Source organism: Niabella terrae, assembly GCF_054783135.1.
In genome coordinates, this window is the sequence record NZ_BAAGRD010000003.1 from 221,602 (window position 1) to 241,605 (window position 20,004).

The 20,004-nt window shown below is 50.1% G+C and carries 16 protein-coding genes; 15 read left to right on the forward strand and 1 reads right to left on the reverse strand.

Annotated features, from left to right (window positions below; translation table 11 throughout):
* Positions 1 to 98 precede the first annotated feature (98 nt).
* A complete protein-coding gene (locus ACYVI9_RS03780; RefSeq protein WP_460760893.1) occupies positions 99 to 497 on the forward strand; it encodes a group III truncated hemoglobin in 399 nt (132 codons plus the stop codon).
* On the opposite strand, the gene ACYVI9_RS03785 is transcribed toward ACYVI9_RS03780, so the two are convergent.
* The gene (locus ACYVI9_RS03785; RefSeq protein WP_460760896.1) at positions 470 to 1,753 is read right to left on the reverse strand and encodes an S-adenosylmethionine:tRNA ribosyltransferase-isomerase; all 1,284 of its coding nucleotides are present in this window, start codon (positions 1,751 to 1,753) and stop codon (positions 470 to 472) included. The genes ACYVI9_RS03780 and ACYVI9_RS03785 overlap by 28 nt on opposite strands.
* A 375-nt stretch (positions 1,754 to 2,128) precedes the next feature.
* On the opposite strand from ACYVI9_RS03785, the gene mraZ reads away from it, so the two are divergent.
* The 14 genes from mraZ to ACYVI9_RS03855 all read left to right on the forward strand — a co-directional run bounded on the left by mraZ (position 2,129) and on the right by ACYVI9_RS03855 (position 19,987).
* Positions 2,129 to 2,581, forward strand: a complete 453-nt coding sequence (mraZ, locus tag ACYVI9_RS03790) for a division/cell wall cluster transcriptional repressor MraZ (protein WP_460760898.1) — start codon at positions 2,129 to 2,131, stop codon at positions 2,579 to 2,581.
* 32 nt (positions 2,582 to 2,613) lie between these two features.
* Positions 2,614 to 3,582 carry a 16S rRNA (cytosine(1402)-N(4))-methyltransferase RsmH gene (gene rsmH / locus ACYVI9_RS03795; protein ID WP_460760901.1) on the forward strand — a complete coding sequence of 323 codons (969 nt, stop codon included), beginning with the start codon at positions 2,614 to 2,616 and terminating at the stop codon, positions 3,580 to 3,582.
* A gap of 39 nt (positions 3,583 to 3,621) precedes the next feature.
* On the forward strand, positions 3,622 to 3,966 hold the full coding sequence (locus ACYVI9_RS03800) for an FtsL-like putative cell division protein (protein ID WP_460760903.1): 345 nt from the start codon (positions 3,622 to 3,624) through the stop codon (positions 3,964 to 3,966).
* A gap of 81 nt (positions 3,967 to 4,047) precedes the next feature.
* Positions 4,048 to 6,180, forward strand: a complete 2,133-nt coding sequence (locus ACYVI9_RS03805; RefSeq protein WP_460760906.1) for a penicillin-binding protein — start codon at positions 4,048 to 4,050, stop codon at positions 6,178 to 6,180.
* 70 nt (positions 6,181 to 6,250) lie between these two features.
* Positions 6,251 to 7,699, forward strand: a complete 1,449-nt coding sequence (locus ACYVI9_RS03810; protein WP_460760909.1) for a UDP-N-acetylmuramoyl-L-alanyl-D-glutamate--2,6-diaminopimelate ligase — start codon at positions 6,251 to 6,253, stop codon at positions 7,697 to 7,699.
* A 50-nt stretch (positions 7,700 to 7,749) separates the two neighbouring features.
* A complete protein-coding gene (mraY, locus tag ACYVI9_RS03815) occupies positions 7,750 to 9,021 on the forward strand; it encodes a phospho-N-acetylmuramoyl-pentapeptide-transferase (RefSeq protein WP_460760912.1) in 1,272 nt (423 codons plus the stop codon).
* 3 nt (positions 9,022 to 9,024) lie between these two features.
* Positions 9,025 to 10,362 (forward strand): UDP-N-acetylmuramoyl-L-alanine--D-glutamate ligase, encoded by a 1,338-nt coding sequence (gene murD, locus ACYVI9_RS03820; RefSeq protein ID WP_460760915.1) that lies wholly within the window; start codon positions 9,025 to 9,027, stop codon positions 10,360 to 10,362.
* Between the two features lie 24 nt (positions 10,363 to 10,386).
* Positions 10,387 to 11,697, forward strand: a complete 1,311-nt coding sequence (locus ACYVI9_RS03825; RefSeq protein WP_460760918.1) for an FtsW/RodA/SpoVE family cell cycle protein — start codon at positions 10,387 to 10,389, stop codon at positions 11,695 to 11,697.
* Positions 11,687 to 12,790, forward strand: coding sequence for an undecaprenyldiphospho-muramoylpentapeptide beta-N-acetylglucosaminyltransferase (murG, locus tag ACYVI9_RS03830; protein WP_460760921.1), 1,104 nt, complete (start codon positions 11,687 to 11,689; stop codon positions 12,788 to 12,790). The genes ACYVI9_RS03825 and murG overlap by 11 nt, the downstream gene beginning before the upstream one ends.
* A gap of 23 nt (positions 12,791 to 12,813) precedes the next feature.
* Complete coding sequence (gene murC, locus ACYVI9_RS03835) at positions 12,814 to 14,199, forward strand: UDP-N-acetylmuramate--L-alanine ligase (protein WP_460760923.1); 1,386 nt, start codon at positions 12,814 to 12,816, stop codon at positions 14,197 to 14,199.
* Positions 14,196 to 15,428: a cell division protein FtsQ/DivIB gene (locus ACYVI9_RS03840; RefSeq protein ID WP_460760926.1), complete on the forward strand. Its 1,233-nt coding sequence runs from the start codon at positions 14,196 to 14,198 to the stop codon at positions 15,426 to 15,428. The genes murC and ACYVI9_RS03840 overlap by 4 nt, the downstream gene beginning before the upstream one ends.
* A 52-nt stretch (positions 15,429 to 15,480) precedes the next feature.
* Positions 15,481 to 16,866, forward strand: coding sequence for a cell division protein FtsA (ftsA, locus tag ACYVI9_RS03845; RefSeq protein ID WP_460760928.1), 1,386 nt, complete (start codon positions 15,481 to 15,483; stop codon positions 16,864 to 16,866).
* Positions 16,867 to 17,021: 155 nt separating this feature from the next.
* Entirely contained in the window at positions 17,022 to 18,929 is a 1,908-nt protein-coding gene (gene ftsZ / locus ACYVI9_RS03850; protein ID WP_460760930.1) for a cell division protein FtsZ, read from the forward strand.
* 122 nt (positions 18,930 to 19,051) lie between these two features.
* Entirely contained in the window at positions 19,052 to 19,987 is a 936-nt protein-coding gene (locus tag ACYVI9_RS03855) for a TIGR01777 family oxidoreductase (protein WP_460760933.1), read from the forward strand.
* Positions 19,988 to 20,004 lie beyond the last annotated feature (17 nt).

The following is a 20,004-nucleotide window of genomic DNA, read 5'->3' on the forward strand; positions in this document are numbered from 1 at the left end:
TTTGGTTACTGACGGGTTATTGAAACAGGGAATGTCGCTGAAGGCAGTAGCGCATGGGCCCGCCGTAACTTTGTCAACAGCGACTTAAAAAAACGAAAATGCGTACAGTAAAACGGGATATAGAAACAGCGGCGGATATCCGGCTGCTGGTCGATAGTTTTTACGAAAAAGTCCGTGAAGAGCCCCTGATCGGTCCCATATTTAATCAAGTCATTGAGGACCGTTGGCCCCTGCACCTGGAAAAAATGTATCGGTTTTGGGGAACCGTCCTTTTGGGGGAGCAGTCCTACAGCGGCCATCCCTTCAAACCCCATGCCCGTTTACCGGTCAGCCGGGCGCATTTTGATGCATGGCTGGGGCTCTGGAACCAGTCCATTGACCGGTATTTTTCCGGTAAGAAAGCGGAAGAGGCCCGGTGGCGGGGCAATGCCATGGCTGAAGTTTTTCTGGCCCGGATTGAAGACTACCGTCAGAGTGGCCGGGAGCCGATTGTCTGATGATCTCCTGATGGCGGGCTATCGGCATCCTCCGGTGGCCAGAGCAGACAGCCGTCACCGTAGCTCAGGAACCGGAATTCCTGTTGCAGGGCATGATCATAGACGGATTTCCAATCAGCCCCGATAAAGGCCGCCACCAGCAGGAGCAGGGTAGAAGCCGGCTGGTGGAAATTCGTCAACAGCCCGTTGACGATTTTAAACCGGTAACCAGGTGCAATGATAATACGGGTGCTGGCCAGCAGTTTTTCTTTACCGGTACGGTGCATCCATGCCCGTAATGCTTCCAGGGCGACCGCGGTTGTCATTGTAGCGTGGTTGCCGTAAGGCGCCCACTGGTTCACAAAGGGCATTTGCCCGTCAAAAACCTGCGGGTCTTCCAGTAGGGCCACCCCCAGCCAGTACAGGCTTTCCAGGGTGCGCATGGAAGTGGTGCCCACAGCGATAACCGGATCTTTACCCCGGTCCAGCAGCTTTTCAATCAGGGACTGGTCCACCTCAATAAATTCTGCATGCATTTCATGGTCCTGCATGGTGGCGGCTTTTACCGGTTTAAAAGTGCCGGCTCCCACATGTAAGGTGACAAAATCCTGTAGCACCCCCCGCTGGCGGAGCTGATCCAGCACCCGTTCCGTAAAATGCAGCCCGGCGGTAGGGGCGGCTACCGAACCATCATGAAGGGCAAAGACGGTCTGATAACGGGTTTGATCCATTTGTTCATCCGGCCTTTTGATATAGGGGGGCAGGGGTACATGGCCCGCATGATGCAGCAGTTCGGCAAAGCTGACAGGCGCTTCCCAGTTCAGCCGGATGCGATAGCTGTCGCCTTTTTTTTCCAGATAACGGGCCTCAAGCTGCCAGTTTTTACCGTCGATGGTAAATTCCAGGTACAGGGGCCTTGTTTTATCCCATTTGGCGGCACCGCCCACCAGGCAGACCCAGTCGACCTGTTGTTGCGTTGCCATGGCGGTAGTCAGGTCGGGGTAGGAGGCATCGGGTTCCAGGCAGAAAACTTCTATCTGTCCACCGGTGGGTTTTCGGAACAGCAACCGGGCTTCCACCACTTTGGTATTGTTGAAAATCATCAGGGCGCCCGGCGGTATTTGCCGGTCCAGATGGCGATAGCTTTCTTCACTGATCCGGCCCTGTCGGTAGATCAGCAGGCGGGAAGCATCTCTTTGTTCCAGCGGCCGAAATGCGATCCGCTCCGCCGGAAGCGCGTAACTAAAGTCCTTAATATCAATTTTTCTGGGATCCATACTCAGCATTTGAAACAGGCAGACTCCGGAAATTCAAACCGAAATGCCGGGAAGCCCTTCCGTTGCACCGGCGCAAGTTATCCAAGGTTTTGGATTTCCTTCTTTTTTTTCCATTTTTAGCAGGTATTTCATCAAAAAAAGCAGTAAATGCAGCTATTTCGCTTTATTTGCAGGTGTTTTCCACTGTAATCCACATGCTATTCACAGTGGTTCTGCCAAAAAAATGCTAAAAAACGCCTCAAATGCCCGCTGCTGGCGCCTTTCATCGATTTTCAATTTGTGGATAAATCAAAGCTGGTTAAATTTGGTTAATAAGTGGGAAAAAGTGTTATTTTGTGTCATATTTAGTATCGAGCATTTTTAATCATCAGATTTATGACCGGTTTCCTCGGAGAATTTGAGGCCACGGTTGACACCAAGGGCCGATTCCTTTTACCGGCAGGCTTTAAAAAACAGCTTGCCGAGCAGGATACGGTGCAGTTTGTAATCAACCGCGGATTTGAAAAATGCCTGAGTCTGTACCCGGTGAGTTCCTGGTCACCCCTGGCCGAGAAAATCAATGCCTTGAATGATTTTGATCCCAAAGTCCGGCAGTTTAAAAGGTATTTTCTGAATGGTGCAACACTGGTGGAGCCCGATACTGCCGGCAGGCTTCTCCTGCCACAGGGACTACGGGAATATGCCGGGCTGGAAAAAAATATCGTACTCGTACCGGCGGGCAACAAAATGGAAATCTGGGATAGTGCGAAATATAAAGAGTTCTTTGATGCGTTCTCACCTGAGTCGTTCAGCGACCTGGCCAATCTGGTGATGGGAACCAGCAGCTAAAAAGTTTATTTAAGATTAAAAGTTGATCTGGTATGAAAAAGAAAAAAGGAGCGATGCAAGAACAGGACTCCTTACCAGCAGATCAGCTTCAGGAGCCAACGGAAGCTTACCATATTCCGGTCCTGCTTCAGGAAGTAATCGGGGGGCTGGCCATTCAGCCGGAGGGTGTGTATGTGGACTGCACTTTCGGTGGTGGCGGGCATAGCGCCGGCATCCTGCAGCAATTGGGCAAAAACGGCCGTTTGTTTGCTTTCGATCAGGATGCGGATGCTGCCGCCAATTTGCCTTCAGATTCACGCCTGGTGTTTATTCCCCAGAATTTCAGGCATCTGGCCCGGTTCCTCCGCCTGCACGGTATTACTCAGGTAGATGGACTTATGGCAGATCTGGGCGTTAGCAGTCATCAGTTTGATCAGGGTGAAAGGGGGTTCAGTACCCGGTTTAATGCACCGCTGGATATGCGCATGGACCGCAGACAATCATTCAGGGCTGCCGATATCCTGCAGGAATATACTGAACAGCAGTTGCACAAACTCTTTGAAAAGTACGGTGAAGTGACGAATGCAAAGACCCTGGCAAAAACGATTGTTACCTTACGCGACCGCGTGGCCTTACAAACAATCGATGGCTTTAAACAGGCTGTTTATCCGGTAGTAAAAGGTAATCCGAATAAATATTTCGCTCAGGTATTCCAGGCCCTGCGCATAGCGGTCAATCAGGAAATGGAAGCCCTGGAGGAGATGCTGCAACAGTCCGTAACCGTACTGAAACCGGGGGGACGGATCGCCATCATCAGTTTTCATTCGATTGAAGACCGGATTGTAAAAAACTTTTTCAGAAACGGCGGCCTGGAGCCGGAGGAATCGCATCCTTTTGAGAGCAGGACACCGGAAAAGATTTTTAAGATCATCACAAAAAAGCCGGTAACGGCGACGGAACAGGAACTGCGGGCCAATCCCAGATCCAGAAGTGCCAAATTAAGAATTGCGGAACGGACCTGAGTGCGTCCCGGACAACCGAATATAAAACCGATAAAGAATATGTCATCCAAACAGGAAAAATCAGCGCGGCTAAGCTGGAAACGCATACTGAACTACCAGTCCATTGTCAGGCAGGTACCCTTCCTGTTTTTCCTGGCTTTTCTGGCAGTAATATATATCTATAACGGTCATATGGCTGATAAGACCGTTCGCCGGATCAATGAGACCGCCAAGGAAGTAAAAGAATTGCAATGGGAATATAAGAGCCTGAAAAGTGAAGTGATGTTTCGCAGTAAACCCAGCCAGTTGTCCAGTGCCCTGCGTCCGCTGGGACTGAGTGAACTGTCGGAGACACCTTATGTACTCAAAGATTCGCTGGAACAGTATATCGTCAGTGCGGAATAAGTACAGGCGGGCAGGAACGGCGGACATTTAATAGAATTTAAAATTTCGGAGACAGCCTGAAAGGGCGCGGAAATTCCGGTTATGGAGATAAAAAAAGACATATTATGGCGGGTGTACCTCTGTTTTATCGGAGTCGTGGTACTGTCGGTATGTATTTTGGCAAAAGCAGTCGTCATCCAACGCGTCCAGGGAGAGCATTGGCGGAGCATGGGAGACAGCATGCACCAGAAAATCGTAGAGATCAATGCCGACCGGGGTACCATTTTCAGCGAAGACGGTCAGATGCTCAGTACTTCCATACCGCAGTTTGATATTTACATGGATTTTAAAGCCGATGGCCTGCGGGATAAAGGCGGAAAAATTTATCATGAGTATATCGATTCTTTTGCCCATCGGATGGCCGAGTATTTTGAAGACAAAACGGCTCGTGAATATCGTAAGGAATTTGATGAGGCCTATAAAAAGGGCAGCCGTTATTATTCGCTGAAAAAGAAAATCTCTTTTGACGATTATAAAGCTCTTCGGGAATTCCCCCTGGTAAGGCTGGGTAAGAACAAAAGCGGCATTATCGTTGAACAATCCAGCAAACGCGTGGCGCCTTTCGGATTGCTGGCCAACCGGACCATTGGTCTGAGCCGGGAATATATCAACAGTGAAGGCAAGGTTAAGAAAATGAATGTAGGGCTGGAAATGAGCTACGACAGCCTGCTGGACGGTCAGCGGGGCCAGCGTCTGGTTCGGTATGTGTCCGGTGGCGCCGTTCCCGTTGAAGGATTCCAGGTTGAACCCGAAGACGGCAGGGACATCTATACCACCCTGGATGTAAACATGCAGGATATATCAGAAACGGCCCTGTTGCGGATGATGCAGTCTTCCAAAGCCGAATATGGAACTGCGATCCTGATGGAAACCAAAACCGGGAAAATCAAAGCCATTGCCAATCTGGGCCGTAACCCCAAAGACACAACTTACTGGGAGAATGATAACTATGCCCTGCGGGTAACCGAGCCCGGTTCCACGATTAAAATCGTCAGCCTGTTGGCGGCCCTGGATAAAGGCAATGTAAAGCCCGGTGATCTTTTTGAAGTCGGCAGCACCGGCAGGATGCAGGTGGGCCCCCGGCCGATTACCGATGCCCACCGGATGCCCAAACCGGTCATGACGATTGAAGAATGTGTGGCTCATAGTTCCAATGTAGGCATGGGTAAAGTGGCTTTAAAAGCATTTGGTAAGAATCCACCCGAGTATAAAGAATACCTGGAGAAATACCACCTGACCACCCGGTCTCCGATCGACCTGACATCCGTACCCAAGCCTGCGGTAGCGCCGCTGAAACTGGATCATGGCGGTCAGATGAACCTGGTGACAATGGCCTTCGGTTATGCCATTCAGGTCAGTCCCATGCAATTGCTGACGCTGTATAACGCCATCGCCAATGATGGTCGGATGATGAAGCCCTATCTGGTCAGCGGCGTCAGAGATAAAGGGGTGCTGGTTCAGGCCATGCAGCCCCAGGCACTGGAAGAGCATATTTGTAAACCGGCCACCCTGGCTTCGGCGCAGAAAGCACTGGAAATGGTTGTCACCGAAGGCTCTGGTAAGAATGTATTTAAGGACATGCCCTTCCTGCTTGCCGGAAAAACCGGTACCGCTCATGTGGCCGATGGTAATACCAAGTACGGCCATGGCGTTTATCAGGCTTCTTTTGTGGGCTATTTTCCTGCGGATAACCCCCAGTACTCCTGTATCGTAACCATCCGCACCCGTGCCGGCGCCGGTATGTACTACGGCGGACAGCTGGCCGCACCTGTATTCCGGGAGATTGCCACGAAAATTTATTCGATGTATGTCGATCGCAAAACACCGAAAGAATATGGCGGTTCGGCAGACAGCAGTCATTATTTCTATGCAGGTAATGCCAACGGTATCAAAAGGGTACTACAGTACCTGGACATGCCTTATGTGGACTCGGCCAGGAAGCAGGACTGGGCCAGTATGTATGCCAATAATTACCGCCGGGTGGTCCGGACCAATGTGGTCCGGGATCATCTGATGCCCAATGTCAGTGGAATGGGCCTTCGGGATGCGATACGCCTGCTGGAGGAAATGGGACTGAAAGTGCGGGTCAGGGGTAGTGGAAAAGTATCAGACCAGTCCATACGGCCGGGTGCCCCCTTTAAGGAGGGACAATCAGTAACCCTGGCGCTGGGTTGAGTTGACAGGAATCATCGGAATTTTTAAATCAAATAAAAGACTCTAATAGAAAAACGTGCTTCTTCAGGATATGCTATATAAAACCCCGCTTCTGTCCGTTCATGGTGATACGGCCATCGAGATTACGGGGATCAGTATAGATTCCAGGAAGCTGGAACCGGGAACGGTATTCGTAGCGGTCAAAGGACAGCAGTCTGATGGCCATCAGTTCATTGACCAGGCGGTTACTGCAGGCGCCAAAGCGGTTGTATGCGAAACGCTGCCGGAAGTCCTACAATCCGGACTGACCTATGTACAGGTTAAGAACAGCGCGGCGACAGCGGGCGTAATGGCGCATCATTTTTACGGCGATCCTTCCGGGAAACTAAAGCTGGTAGGTGTCACCGGCACCAACGGAAAGACGACCGTAGCCACGCTTTTATTTCAGCTCTATACGGCCCTGGGGTATCAGTGCGGACTGATCAGCACCGTACAGAATCAAATCGGTGACAGGATCCTGCCGGCCACCCATACCACACCGGATGCCGTCCGTCTGAATGAACTCCTGGGTGCCATGGTAGCGGCCGGCTGTTCACATGTATTTATGGAAGTGAGTTCCCATGCCATTGACCAGCATCGGATCGAAGGGCTGGATTTTGCGGCAGCCATATTTACGAATATTACCCATGACCACCTGGATTACCATAAGGATTTTAATGCGTATATCCGGGTCAAGAAAATGCTCTTTGATCAGCTGCCTGCTTCCGCTTATGCCATCACCAACCTGGATGACAAACGTGGCCGGATCATGGTACAGCAAACGGCAGCGACGGTGAAGACTTACAGCCTGCAGACCGTCAGTGATTTTAAAGCTAAGGTACTGGACAACAGCCTTACGGGTTTGCAGATGTCGATCGATGAACAGGAAGTGTATTTCAGGCTGATCGGTGAGTTCAATGCCTATAACCTGCTGGCAGTTTATGCCACGGCTGTCTGTCTGGGAGCGGATAAACAGGAACTGCTGCAGACATTGAGCCGGCTCCCGGGTGCTGCCGGAAGGTTTGAGCAGATTAATTCAGCTACGGGCGGGGTCATTGCCATTGTGGACTATGCCCATACCCCGGATGCCCTGCTGAATGTGCTGGCAACGATAAAAAAGCTCAGAAAAGGAACGGAACAGCTGATTACGGTCGTGGGATGCGGTGGCAACCGGGATAAGACCAAAAGACCGGTGATGGCGGAAGTCGCCTGTAATTACAGTGACAAGGTGATTTTTACGAGTGACAATCCGCGGTTCGAAGATCCGGGAGCGATTATCCGGGATATGGAAGCCGGCGTACCGGCTGCTGCCAAAAGAAAATGCCTGTCCATCACCGATCGGCATGAAGCGATCAAGACGGCCATCACCCTGGCGGGAAGCGAGGACATTGTACTGGTGGCCGGTAAAGGACATGAGGATTATCAGGAAGTCAGGGGCGTTAAGAATCATTTTGATGACCGCGAAGTGGTCACTGAAATTTTTGAATTATTAAACAAGTAACCCAAAAATACCCGTAGACCTGATCGGAAACAGGACGGGACAAAGCGTATATGTTATATCACTTATTCGAATGGTTTAAAGAACAGGGCATTTATTTTCCAGGCCGCCAGCTGATGGAGTTTCAGACATTCCGCATCATGATGGCTGTGCTGCTGGCATTGACCATTACACTGATATACGGTAAAAAGCTGATCCTTATACTGCGCAGTAAACTGGTCGGGGAATCGGTCCGGGACCTGGGTCTGGCAGGAGAGCAGGCCAAGAAAGGAACGCCCACCATGGGGGGGATCATCATCATCCTCGGCATTCTTGTTCCTACGCTCTTGTTTGCCCGGCTTAATACGGTATACGTGATCATCATGCTGGTAGCGACCTTATGGTTAGGAGCCATCGGGTTCGTGGATGATTATCTGAAATTGCGGGCCAAGAAGCTGGCGCAGCAGCAGGGCATTAATTATAAGAAAGGAGACAAGGACGGACTGGCCGGCTGGTTTAAGATCATCGGGCAGGTGGGTATCGGAATTCTGGTTGGATCGGTGCTGTATTTCAACAGCGATGTAAAAATCCTGCGGGAATATACCGGCAACCCGGCTAATGAAGGTGTGATTACCAAGGTCGTCAACGGGGAGGAGAAATATTTTGTAGAATCCAAGGAACCCATTACTACCATTCCCTTTGTGAAGAATCATGAGTTTAATTATTCTGTACTATTGCCCGGACCATTGAAGCAATATACCTGGGTGCTCTATATCCTGATTGTGACCTTTATTATTATAGCGGTTTCCAACGGATCCAATATTACCGACGGGCTGGACGGGCTGGCTTCGGGTACTTCGGCACTGATCGGTGTCATGCTGGGGATATTTGCCTATGCCAGTGGCAACTTCGTTTTTGCCGACTACCTCAATATCATGTACATCCCCAACCTGGGTGAGCTTTCCATATTCCTGGCGGCCATGATCGGTGCCTGTGTGGGCTTTCTCTGGTACAATGCCTATCCGGCACAGGTCTTTATGGGGGATACCGGTAGCCTGACCCTGGGCGGACTGATCGCTGCCATTGCGGTAATTGTACATAAGGAACTCCTGATTCCGATATTCTGCGGAATATTTTTTGTCGAGAACCTGAGCGTGATGATTCAGGTGGGATATTTTAAATACACGAAGAGAAAATATGGTGAGGGCCGCCGGGTGTTCTTAATGAGTCCCCTGCACCATCATTTCCAGAAAAAGGGATACCACGAAGCAAAAATTGTTACCCGTTTCTGGATCGTACAGATTTTATTGGTAGTGGTTTGCATTGTTACATTAAAACTGAGATAAGGGATGTCGGAAAAGCTGGTCATACTGGGTGGAGGCGAAAGTGGTGTAGGCGCTGCTTTGCTGGCGAAACAGCAGGGCTATGAGGTCTTCGTATCCGACAGCAGTTCTTTGAAACCGCATTACCGCAATGAACTCGATGCGGCAGGTATTCCCTGGGAGGAAGGCGGACATGATAACCGGCGGGTATTGGAAGCCGATGAAATTGTCAAGAGCCCCGGTATTCCGGAAAACAATGAGCTGGTGCGCGCGGTTCGTGCCAAAGGCATTCCGGTGATCAGTGAGATTGAACTGGCTTACCGGCACAAAGGGCCTGCAAAAATGGTTGCCATTACCGGTAGTAATGGTAAAACCACAACGACGGCGCTGATTCATCATATCCTGAGAACAGGCGGCATTGACGCGGCGCTGACAGGCAATATCGGTACTTCACTGGCCAGACAGGTAGCCAGTGAGCCCAGTGAGGTATATGTCGTGGAGATCAGCAGTTTTCAGTTGGATGATATTCGTGAGTTCCGGCCGGATATCGCGGTCCTGACAAATATTACAGAAGATCACCTGGATCGGTATGATTACAATTTTGAGAACTATATCAAAAGTAAGTTCCGGATCATTGAAAATCAGCAGGCGACGGATTATTTCATTTACAATCTCGATGATCCGACGACCATGAAATATATCGAACAATTTAATATCCACTCAAACCAATTAACCATCAGTATGGCACAAGAAAACAGTACGGCATTTATCAAGGACGGCGAGATGTATGTAAGGACAGGAGATGAATTTATTAGCATGAGCGTATACGATTTTGCGCTGAAGGGCAAACACAATCAATACAACACTATGGCCGGATGTCTGACAGGCGCGACAATGAAGATCAGAAAGGAAAAAATCCGTGAAGCGGTACAAACCTTCCAGAATCTGGAGCACCGGATGGAGTTTGTGGCGACCATCAGGGGTGTTGACTTCATCAACGACAGCAAAGCCACGAATATTAATTCCACCTGGTATGCCCTGGAAAGCATGGAAAAGCCTACCGTTTTGATACTGGGAGGCGTGGATAAGGGCAATGATTACGGTTTACTGGCTGATCTGGTCAAAGAGAAAGTGAAAGCCATCGTTTGCCTGGGTGTGGATAATAAAAAAATACATGAGGCATTTGAGGGACTGGTACCTGCCATTATTGATACCGGTAGTGCGGCAGAAGCGGTACATGCAGCGTTCAACCACGCAGCGATTGGTGATGCAGTACTGCTGAGCCCCGGTTGCGCCAGCTTCGATCTGTTTAAGAATTATGAAGACCGGGGCGTCCAGTTTAAACATGCCGTCATCGAGTTATAATTAATAAAAAAGGGAACTGTTACTATGGCAGCGATAACCGACATATCCAAACAGGCCACTCCGGCAGACTGGCGGTCCAATATCAACCGGCATACCCGCGGTGATAAAGTGATCTGGGCCCTGGTGGTGCTGCTGACCCTGGTGTCCCTGCTGGCAGTATACAGTGCCACCGGTTCACTGGCTTACCGGAACCACAAGGGCAATACCGAGATCTACCTGTTCAAGCAGATTGCCTTTATCCTACTGGGATTTGCCGTCGTGTATTTTGCCCACCGGGTTAATTATACCATTTATTCCAAGGTCGCACAGATTCTTTTCGTACTGAGTGTACCCCTGCTGATTTATACCTTATTCTTTGGTGCCCGGATCAATGACGGAAGCCGTTGGATCAAACTGCCGATCATCAATATGACCATGCAGACTTCTGATCTGGCCAAACTGGCGCTGTTCATGTACCTGGCGCGGCTGCTGAGTCGCAAGCAGCAGGTGATAAAAAGTTTTAAGAAAGGATTTTTGCCGGTGATCATACCGATAGGTATCACCTGTGCACTGATCGCACCGGCCAACCTGTCCACGGCCCTGTTGCTGGGTCTGAGTTGTCTGATCCTGTTGTTTATGGGAAGGGTCGATATCAAACATTTATTGCTCGTGGCGGGACTGGCATTGATTCCGATCGTTATGCTCATCATCGCGGCTGTGGCGAAACACAGTAGTGATAAGTCGGCGGAATCGGAGCTCACGCCACAGGCGACAACGGTAGTAACAGAGAAGAAAGAGAACACCTTACTGATTCGTGTGAGCACCTGGGTGGGCCGGGTGGAAAGATTTATTTATGGTGGAAAAGAAGCCGATAACGACGAAATGTACCAGGTCAATCAGGCTAAAATCGCCATAGCAAATGGCGGTCTGGTCGGTGTGGGACCCGGTAACAGTACCACCCGCAATTACCTGCCGCAGGCGTATAATGATTTCATATTCGCCATAATCATAGAGGAGTACGGGCTGATGGGCGGCGCTTTTTTGATTTTTGTATACCTGGTCTTCCTGTACCGATGCATCCGGATATTTAAAAAATGTCCGTTTGCCTTCGGCGCATTTCTGGCACTGGGACTGAGTTTTACCCTGGCCATCCAGGCAATGGCGAATATGGCGGTCACCGTGAACCTGTTTCCGGTAACCGGGGTGACCCTGCCACTGGTCAGCATGGGCGGATCCAGTTTTCTGTTTACCTGTCTGGCAATCGGGATCATCCTGAGCGTATCCAGAAATGTGGAACACCTGGAGCCGGCGCATGTGGCTGCAAAAAATAAGGAAAAAGAAACCGATGGCGCATAAGAAGATTATCATAGCAGGCGGCGGAACCGGGGGACATATTTTCCCTGCGGTAGCCATTGCCAATGCGCTGAAGCAACAGGCACCCGATACAGAGATTCTCTTTGTGGGAGCCCGGGGCAAAATGGAGATGGAACGGATACCCAAGGCGGGCTATCGTATTGTGGGATTGGATATTGCAGGCTTTAACAGAAGTTCTTTGTTTAAAAATCTGGGACTGCCCCTGAAACTGATCCGGAGTTTTTTTCAGGTGCGCCGCATTTTCAGGGAGTTTCGCCCCGACGCAGTGATCGGTGTGGGGGGTTATTCCACCTTTCCGGTGCTCAAGCAGGCACAGGCATTGGACATTCCGAATTTTATTCATGAATCCAATTCATTCGCCGGCAGGAGCAATAAGATGTTGGCGGCAGACGCCACGAAGATATTTACCGGGACCGCAGGTATGGATCGGTTTTTCCCGGCACAGAAGATCATCGTCACCGGAAATCCGGTAAGAAAAGATATTGCCGCAGGTCAGGTCAACCGGGAATCTGCGCTGGAGGCCTTCGGATTGGTTAGCGGAAAAACCACCCTGCTGGTTGTTGGCGGCAGCCTGGGCGCCCGGTCGATCAATGAAGCCATTGCGGCGGGTCTTGACCGCTTACAGGATGCCGGTTTGCAATTGATCTGGCAAACAGGAAAAGGTTTTGATGCAGCGAAAGCGGAAGCGGCTGCAGGACGACCAGGGGTTTGGGCCGGTGCTTTTATCGATCGTATGGAGCTGGCCTATGCAGCAGCGGATCTGGTAATGGCAAGAGCAGGCGCCATGACCGTCGCGGAAATCTGTGTGGTAGGCAAGCCGGCGATTTTTGTGCCCTATCCCTTTGCGGCGGAAGATCATCAGACGGTGAATGCCAGGCAGCTCACCGACCAGGGGGCCGCCCGCATGATTCCCGATGCCCGGGTGAAAGAAGAAGGCTTAGCGCAGATCCTGACGCTGGCGGCGGATGCCGGCCAACGCGCTGCCATGATTGAAAAGCTGGCACCCCTCTCGGTAAAAGATGCAGATGAAAGGATTGCGGCCGAAGTGCTGCAGGTGTTGAATGATAAAAAATGATAATTGAAGCGAATAAATAAAAAATGAATCAGAAAGGTAACCATATTGACGCCCTGAAAGCCGTTTACTTTATAGGTATCGGTGGCATCGGTATGAGTGCCATCGCCCGGTACTTCAATAGCCGGGGGATCACGGTGAGCGGTTATGACCGGACGGAGACCGCGATGACCCGTCAGCTGGAAGCCGAAGGCATCCGGCTGCGGTATCAGGCAGATATCGCTACGGCGCCGAAAGAAGTAGATTATGTCATTTATACACCGGCGATACCGGCTGATCATCCCGAGCTGGTCTACTATCAGCAGCAGGGCTACCCGGTAGTCAAACGCAGTGATATCCTGAAGCTGATAACCGAAAGTTCTTTTAATATCTGCGTCGCCGGCACACATGGTAAAACGACAACTTCCACCATGGTTGCTCATATTCTCCGGGACAGTGGATATGGCTGCAATGCATTCCTGGGCGGGGTATCTGCAAACTATCAGACCAATTTCTGGAGCGATGAAAGAAATGTCTGTGTCATTGAGGCCGACGAATATGACCGGAGCTTTTTAAAACTGAGTCCCGATATCGCGGTGGTAATAGCCGCTGACGCAGATCATCTGGATATCTACGGAACGCCGGAGCAGGTGGCCGAAGCCTATCGGGCGTTTGCCGGACGGGTAAAACCCGGCGGGCTTTTGCTTAAAAAGTTTGGACTGGACCGCCGCATGGAGGCAGACCGGGTGTTCAGCTACAGCCTGCAGAATGAATCTGCTGATATCTACGGTGCCCGTATTGAACTGCAGGATGGCGGATACCGATTTGATGCGGTACTGCCCGGCCGAACCATTGAAGGGGTGGAACTCTCGATGGGCGGCATGCACAATGTCGAAAACTGTATGGCAGCCATTGCGGTCGCAGATGCACTCGATATTTCAGCGGAAGCCATCCGGTCAGCGGTCGCCGGTTTCCGGGGCGTGAAACGTCGCTTTGAATACCTGATAAAGACACCGGAGCTGGTTTTTATTGATGATTATGCCCATCATCCCGAAGAACTGAAGGCATTGATCCGGGGGGTAAAGACCTTGTTTCCGCAACGCAGATGTACGCTGGTATTCCAGCCTCATTTGTTCAGCAGGACCCGGGATTTTGCGGAAGAATTTGCGGCGGTACTGGATGAAGCCGACAGTGTAAAATTACTGCCTGTTTACCCAGCCAGGGAACTGCCGGTTGCGGGCGTCAGCAGCGCATTGATATTGGACCGGATGACGCTGGAACATAAGGAAGTACTGACCGCCGCGGAATTATTAACCTGGGCCGAAAAGTTCAACGCGTCCAGGAACAGGGAGTTTGGAGAAGTGCTGGTACTGGCCGGTGCCGGGGATATAGATAAGTTAACAGAACCGATAAAACAAATATTAAGCAAGTGAACACAAAACGCGCCATAAAAAGAATGTTGCTCTCCCTGATGTGGCTGGGCGTCATCACCGGTATGGTAACGCTGATTACTGCGGCTATGCGTGTTCAGGAATCCGGGCGCTGCAAAGGTTATAAAATACAGATTACCGGTTTTCGGCCTGATATGCTTTTCACGACCGAGGATCAGATCGCAGCGCTCTTGAAAGCAGCTGGTAAGGGGGAAGTTGCCGGTCAGAAAAAATCGGATTTCAATCTGCCTTTGATGGAAGACCTGCTGGAACAAAGCGCCTGGGTATATAATGCGGATTTGTATTTTGACAATAACAATTTCCTGCATGCCAATGTCATGGAAAGGGAGCCCATGGCCCGGATATTCACGACGACAGGCAGTTCTTTCTATATCGATGAAGCCGGCAAACGCATTCCGTTGTCAGACCAGGTGAGCCTGGACCTGCCGGTATTTACAGGCTATGTGTCTAAAAAGATTATGGATGCTGCCGATAGCGTTCTGTTGCAGAATATGATTGCGACCGCATCTTTTATTTCCAGTGATTCTTTCTGGAATGCCCAGGTTGCGCAGGTCGATATTCGGAATTGCGGCGCGGACTGCTGGTCGATGGAGATGATACCGGTTGTCGGCAGCCATAAAGTAGATCTGGGTGATGGTAGTGATATTGCATCGAAGTTTCACCGGCTTTTCCTTTTTTACGATCAGGTGCTGAAACGTACCGGATTTGATAAATACAGCAAAATTGATGTGCAGTACGACGGTCAGGTCATCGGTGTAAAAGGTGATTATGACCGGGTGGATTCCCTGCAATTGCGAAAGAATATAGAACATTTGCTGGCGCAATCCAGAAAAACAAATGAAATGCTGCAGGTGGCACCCACGCTTCCGCCGATTACCAATATGCCTACCGATACCAGTATCGAGGCGCGGGGGCTGTTCATCAACCCGCTGGGAGAAGAATTGGTAGTAACTGATTCGGAAACGGGGACCGTAGCTGCCATCAAGCGAAGCGAAACCGCATCTGAATCAGCAAAGCCGCAAACCGGGAAATCTACAGCGCAGGCCCGTCCGGGAAAAAAGCCGGAATCCGGGAAGGCAACGACAAAGAAAACCGTAGCGAAGCAAACGACAGATAGTAAGAAAAAGGACACAGACAAAAAGAAAACTTCAGGGAAAACAACAACCGGGAAGGAGAAGAAGTCAAACAACACAGAGAAGAAAAGGAACTAGGAAAATAAATCAGGAACTTTTTTAACAGGCAAACAACTAAAAACAACATACGATGAATTCCGAACAACCCATTATTGTAGGTCTAGACATTGGTACCACCAAAATCGCAGTGATCGCTGGGCGTAAGAATGAGTTTGGCAAACTTGAAATTCTTGGCTTTGGAAAGGCGAACAGCAACGGTGTGAAACACGGTCAGGTACTCAACATTGACGAAACCATCAAAGCAATCCGCCAGGCACTGGACAATTGTCTTTCCCTGAACCCGAATCTCAGTATTAACGACGTATACGTCGGTATTGCCGGACATCATATCAAGAGTCTGCAAACCCGGGGCGATATTGTTCGTGAAAACGAGGAGGAAGAAATAACCCAGGCTGAAGTTGATATGCTGATCAGCAAACAGTATAAAACCTATATTCCGGCAGGAGATCAGATTATTGATGTCATTGCGCAGGAATATACCGTGGATAATATGCCGAATATCGTCCGTCCAATCGGCTATAGCGGGGTAAAGCTGGGCGCTAATTTCCATATCATTACCGGCGACAAGAATGCGATTCGGAATATCAACCGCAGTGTGGAGAAAGCAGGTCTGCGTACCAAAGATCTGGTTTTGCAACCCCTGGCCTCAGCGGCCGCGGTCATGGCACAGGAGGATCTGGAAGCCGGTGTTGCCATCGTGGATGTGGGTGGTGGTACCACGGACCTGGCGGTCTTTGCCGAAGGTGTTTTACGCCATACAGCCGTGATTCCATTTGCGGGTGAGAATATCACCAGTGATATCAAGACCGGTCTGGGTGTATTGAGAACCCAGGCGGAAAGAATGAAAACCCAGTTCGGTAGCGCGCTGGCCAATGAGGCCAAGGCCAATGCCTATATTACGATTCCCGGATTAAGAGGGATGCCCTCCAAAGAAATCAGTGTTAAGAATCTGGCCAATATTATTCAGGCCCGGATGAGTGAAATTCTGGATTTCGTTACCTATCACCTGAAGCAAATTGGCATGGACAACCGGCAGCTGAATGGCGGCATTGTGCTGACGGGGGGTGGTTCCCAGTTAAGGCATCTGATTCAGCTCACCGAGTATGTGACCGGGATGCCGGCGCGTATCGGTCTGCCCAACGAGCACCTGGCTGCCGGACATATTGAGGAACTCGCGAAGCCGACTTATTCCACCTGTCTCGGTCTGATCCTGAAAGGCTATGATGATTTCGAAAATAACCGGAAGCAGTTTGAAAAAAGCTTTATAAATGTCGAAGTGCCCAGCGATTTGAAGAAATCTGAAGCTGAAATCGCTGCCGAAATCCAAGAAGAAGTAACAGCGAAATCCGATGCATCCGAAAAGCCCAACCGCAAACCGGTTTCTGATTTCTGGAAACGGTTCAAGGATGGTCTGATCAGCATTTTCGCAGAAGAGGAAGACAATCATTTCGCCTGATGGATATAACCGAGGAATCCATTTTATAGTTCTTTTAATAATTTTTTCATCAAATCCTGTTGTTGCTGTCTGCAGACACCGACAATAGCGTGTGGTGATTTTCATACTAACCCTATTTTAAATCTGGCTCGCAGAGAGTCAAAAATTTTAACGTTATGATACAGTTCGATTTACCCCAGGAGCAGTCTTCTATCATCAAAGTGGTAGGAGTAGGTGGTGGCGGCGGGAATGCCGTGAACCACATGTTCAGCCAAAACATCGACGGCGTAAATTTTATTATATGTAATACGGATGCCCAGGCCCTGGCGCAAAGCAAGATACCCAACAGAATCCAGCTGGGGCCACAGCTTACCTCCGGTCTGGGTGCGGGTGCCAATCCTGAAATCGGACGTCAGGCTACCGAGGAATCGCTGGAGGAAATTAAACGCATTCTGGAAACCAATACAAAAATGGTTTTCATTACTGCCGGTATGGGCGGCGGTACCGGTACCGGGGGTGCGCCAATTATTGCTAAAATCAGTAAAAACCTGGGCGTCCTTACAGTTGGGATTGTGACCATGCCTTTTGCCTATGAAGGCAAAAAAAGACATTTACAGGCGGAAGAAGGCATCAAGCAGTTAAAACAGTATGTAGATACCCTGCTGGTGATCAGTAATGACAAACTGCGCCACCAGTTTGGTAATCTGAAAATGCGGGAAGCTTTCGAGAAGGCAGATAATGTGCTGGCCACTGCCGCCAAATGTATCACCGATGTCATCAATAGTACCGGTCAGATCAATGTGGATTTTGCCGATGTTTGTACGGTAATGAAAAATGGCGGTGTGGCCATACTGGGAAGCGCTGCTGCTTCCGGTGAAAACCGGGCACAGCGTGCGATCGAAGAAGCGCTGAATTCACCCCTCCTGAATGACAATGATATCCGTGGCGCCAAATGGATTTTAATCAATATCAATTCGGCTGAAGGCGAGCACGAATTTACGATGGACGAAGTAGAAATTATCCAATCTCATTTACTGACCCAGGCGGGAGAAACGACGGATGTAATCCTGGGAATGGGTTACGACGAATCACTGGGCGATCAGATTGGCATTACCCTGATTGCTACCGGTTTCGAGAATAAGGATCCTTTTGTTAAACCACTGCTGAAGAAAGAAGAAGCCGCCGAAGGAAAGATTGTCATGACCCTGAATGCCGAGGGTGCACAGAAACCAGCAGAAGTCACCGGTACCGATATTCCCGAGGTGGCAACACCTGCAACCGTGGAAGCGGAAGCGGAAGCACCCGTGGTGCTGGATGCACTGGCACCCCGACTGGTGGAAGCCATTCCGTTGGAAGATGCGCCAATGCCTACTGTTGAAGATGTGGTTCAGGATAAAGAAGATACGAATGAACCGGCAGTAATAAACTTCATGCTGGGACAGAAAGCTGTGGAAGCAGATATGAAATTTGTCAGTGATGTGGAACAGCAGGATAAAGAACTGACTGCCGATAAGCGCGAGGAAGATTCCGTATTCTTTTCTCCGGCCATCCCAGGCGAACGTGTGCTGGAACAAAAACCGGTACAGGAGACAGAAACAGATGATACGGCAACCCAGGGTAAAGGCTTTCTGAGAAAGCCCGTGAACATCTATGCGGATACAGAAGGGGAATTGCCCGTACGTGCGGCTGCCACTCCTGAAGCGCCTTCCGTTACTGCCGAAGAAATGGGACTCTTTGAAAAAATCGAGCCAGCAGAAGAATCGCCTGTTGTCAACTTCGGACATACGGCGGAGCCACCTGCCACCAGCATAGAAATGCAACAGGCAGAAGATCAGGAAATGCAAAAACGCAGACAAATGGAAAGACTGCAGAAACTGCGGAATCTTTCTTTCAATGTAAATTCCGGAGATCCCACCAACGAGTTTGAAAACGTTCCGGCCTATATCCGTCGGAATATGGAACTCGCCAGCAATACTTCACATATTGAAAGTTACTATAGCAAAATCGAAGTGTCGTCAGATAACCAGAACCAGGGTCAGATTAATACCATCAACACCTTTCTTGATGGTAAAAAACCTGATTAACCCCTGTGAAAATTCACGTGATGTTTGGATTAGTTTATAGTTGTTGCCTCCCGCTTTTGCGGGAGGTCTTTTTTTAGCGGCATTTAACAGACGCTTCTGAGGAATTAGGGTAATTTTGTAATATGGAGCGGGTCTTGATAACAGGAGGTACCGGACTGGTGGGCAAGGCACTGACGAAGGTATTGATTGCCAAGGGCTACGAGGTGCTTTTATTTACCCGTAAGCCCCCAGGGGTGGTACAGGGCCCCGTACGGCTTATCCACTGGGACCCGGACACTGGAACGATAGATGGCGAACAACTGCGTAAAGCCGACCATATCATACATCTGGCGGGGGCTGGTCTGGCGGATAAAAGATGGACGAAGGCCCGCAAAAAGGAAATCATGGGCAGCCGGGTAAATTCGGGCCGGCTGTTGGCTCAGACACTGGCAGCGGACTTTGGAAATGTTAAGACTTTTGTCAGTGCTTCGGGTGTTGCATGGTATGGTGCGGATCCGAAAATCCGGTATTCCGAACCCTTTCAGGAAGGGGCCCCACCGGCATCGGACTTTCTGGGCCGCCTTTGTTACGAATGGGAAGCGGCACTGGATCCGCTGCGGGAAACCACCCTTAGAAAGGTGGTGCTGAGAACCGGGGTGGTGTTAAGTAATCAGGGTGGTATTTTGACCGCATTAAAGCGACCGGTGCAACTCGGTTTTGCTACCCTGATGGGACAGGGTCGCCAAATCATGAGCTGGATACATATTGATGATCTGGTGCATTTATACCTGCAGGCTATCCGCAAGTCGAACTATAGCGGTGTTTATAATGCCGTGGCTCCTGAGCCGGTCAGCAACCGCCGTTTTATGACCACACTGGCAGAGGTACTGAAAGGAAAATTTTTCACCAGGATGATGGTACCCAGCCGCCTGCTGCGGTTGGCCTTGGGAGAACTCGGTGGTGAATTGCTGAAGAGCACAACCGCAAGCAGTAAGAAATTGACCGATAACGGTTTTGTCTTCCGATATCCCGATATACAGACGGCCCTGAAGCAGTTGCTGGCCTCCCCGGTTACCTAGCATCATCGCATCGATCT